The organism is Cellulomonas septica (genome assembly GCF_012396155.1).
GTDB lineage: Bacteria > Actinomycetota > Actinomycetes > Actinomycetales > Cellulomonadaceae > Cellulomonas > Cellulomonas septica.
The window spans coordinates 1-2,328 of sequence record NZ_JAAXOY010000574.1; the positions used below are offsets into that span (position 1 = coordinate 1).

2 protein-coding genes are annotated in these 2,328 nt (G+C 75.3%); both read left to right on the top strand.

From position 1 onward, the window contains the following. The first annotated feature begins 262 nt into the window (after nt 1-262). On the top strand, nt 263-457 hold the full coding sequence (locus tag HGA02_RS16715) for a hypothetical protein (protein WP_168680262.1): 195 nt from the start codon (nt 263-265) through the stop codon (nt 455-457). An 85-nt stretch (nt 458-542) separates the two neighbouring features. Beyond that, the gene (kdpA, locus tag HGA02_RS16720) at nt 543-2,204 is read left to right on the top strand and encodes a potassium-transporting ATPase subunit KdpA (protein ID WP_168680264.1); all 1,662 of its coding nucleotides are present in this window, start codon (nt 543-545) and stop codon (nt 2,202-2,204) included. Nucleotides 2,205-2,328 lie beyond the last annotated feature (124 nt).

Sequence of the window (2,328 nt, forward strand, 5' to 3'; positions counted from 1 at the left end):
AGCCGCTGCCGGACCGCCCCGCCGACGCGGCCGCGCACGCCGCGGTGTGCCCGGTGCGCACGGCACGCGCCCGCACGGGGACGGAGCGTCCGTCGCCCTGGTGACGAGGCCCGTCAAGGTCGCGCGCGGCACCGTCAAGGAACCGTCAGGACGCGCCACCGCGCACGTGCGGCGGCGTAGACCTGCGGGTGCGACCCCTTCCCGAGGGCCGCCGGCCGCTCGTGACGAGCGACCGCACGTCCCTCCGAAGGTGTGATCCCTCGTGGCCGACCTGGCCCTCGTCGCGCTCACCGTGGTGTTCTTCGCCGCGGTCGCGCTCGTCGCCCGACGCGCGGACCGTCCGTCCGTGCTCCCCGCCGACCTCCCGCCCCGCACGTCCGGCACGCCCGGCACGTCGCGCACGTCCAGCGACGGGCCTGTCGCGCAGCCCGCCGACCGAACGGGGGGACGCGCGTGAACGGCCTCGACGTCGCGGCGTTCGTCGTCGCCGCCGCGCTGCTCGTCTACCTCGTGGTGCAGCTGCTGCGCGCCGACAAGGTCCGGTGAGCGCGGTGACCGCCGTCCTCCAGGTCGGGCTCGTCGTCGCGGTCCTCGCGGCCGCGCACGGCCCGCTCGGCGCGTACCTCGCGCGCGTCTTCACCACGCGCCGGCACCTCGCCGTCGAGCGCGCCGGGTTCCGCCTCATGCGCGTCGACCCGGACGCCGAGCAGCGGTGGAGCACCTACCTGCTGTCGCTGCTCGGGTTCTCGCTCGCGTCGGTCCTCGTGCTGTTCGGCCTGGCCCGCCTCCAGGACCGGCTGCCGCTGTCGGTCGGCGCACCGCCGATGGACCCCGCGGGCGCGTGGAACACGGCCGTCTCGTTCGTGACCAACACCAACTGGCAGTGGTACTCGGGCGAGACCGCCGCCGGGCACCTGCTCCAGATGGCCGGGCTCGCGGTGCAGAACTTCGTGTCCGCCGCCGTCGGCCTCGCGGTCGCGGTCGCGCTGATCCGCGGGTTCGCGCGGTCCGGGACCGACGCGCGCGTCGGCAACTTCTGGTCCGACCTCGTGCGCGGCTCGGTACGGGTGCTGCTGCCGCTCGCGTTCGTCGCGGCGCTCGCGCTCGTCGCGGGCGGCGTGATCCAGAACCTGCACGCGCCGACCGAGGTCACGACGCTCGCCGGCGGCACGCAGCACGTGCTCGGCGGGCCCGTCGCGTCGCAGGAGGCGATCAAGCAGCTCGGCACCAACGGCGGCGGGTTCTTCAACGCCAACTCCGCGCACCCGTTCGAGAACCCGACGCCCTGGACGAGCGCGCTGCAGGTCGTGCTCATGCTGCTCGTCCCGTTCTCGCTGCCGCGGGCGTTCGGTCTGATGGTCGGCGACCGGCGTCAGGGCTGGGCGGTGCTCGCCACGATGGGCGTGCTCTGGGCGGGCTCGGTGGCGCTGCTCACCTGGGCGGAGACCGCCGGGCCCGGGCTCGCGCCCGCCGCGGCCGGTGCTGCGCTGGAAGGCAAGGAGACACGGTTCGGCGCCGCGGCGTCCGCGCTGTTCGCCGCGTCCACCACCGGCACGTCGACGGGCGCCGTCAACGCGATGCACGACTCGCTCACGGCACCCGGCGGCGGCGTCACGCTCGTCAACATGCTGCTCGGCGAGGTCGCACCCGGCGGCGTCGGCAGCGGGCTCTACGGGCTGCTCGTCCTCGCGATCGTCGCCGTCTTCCTCGCCGGGCTCATGGTCGGGCGCACGCCCGAGTACCTCGGCAAGAAGATCGGGCGGCAGGAGATCACGCTCGTCGCGCTCGTCGTCCTCACCATGCCCGCCGTCGTCCTGGTCGGCACCGCGCTCGCGGTGGCGCTGCCCGCGGGGCAGGTCGGCCTCCAGGAGCCCGGCCCGCACGGGCTGTCCGAGGTGCTGTACGCGTTCGCGTCCGCCGGCAACAACAACGGGTCCGCGTTCGGCGGGCTCACCAGCGGGACGCCGTTCTACGAGGTCCTGCTCGGCCTCGCGATGCTCGTCGGCCGGTTCGTGCCGATCGCGCTCGTCCTCGCGCTCGCCGGGCGGCTCGCAACCCAACGGACCGTGCCCGCCGGGTCCGGGACGCTCCCGACGCACGGCCCGCTGTTCGTCGGGCTGCTCGTCAGCGTGACGCTCGTCGTCGTCGCGCTCACCTTCGTCCCCGTCCTGTCCCTCGGTCCCGTCGTGGAGTCCCTCTCATGAGCGCCACCCTGAGCCCGGCCCGCCCGGCCGGGCCGTCCACCGGTACGCCGCCGCACCGCGTTCCTCCTGCGTCCGCGCTGTCCGGCCGCCAGCTGCTCGCCGCCCTGCCCGCGGCGCTGCGCGG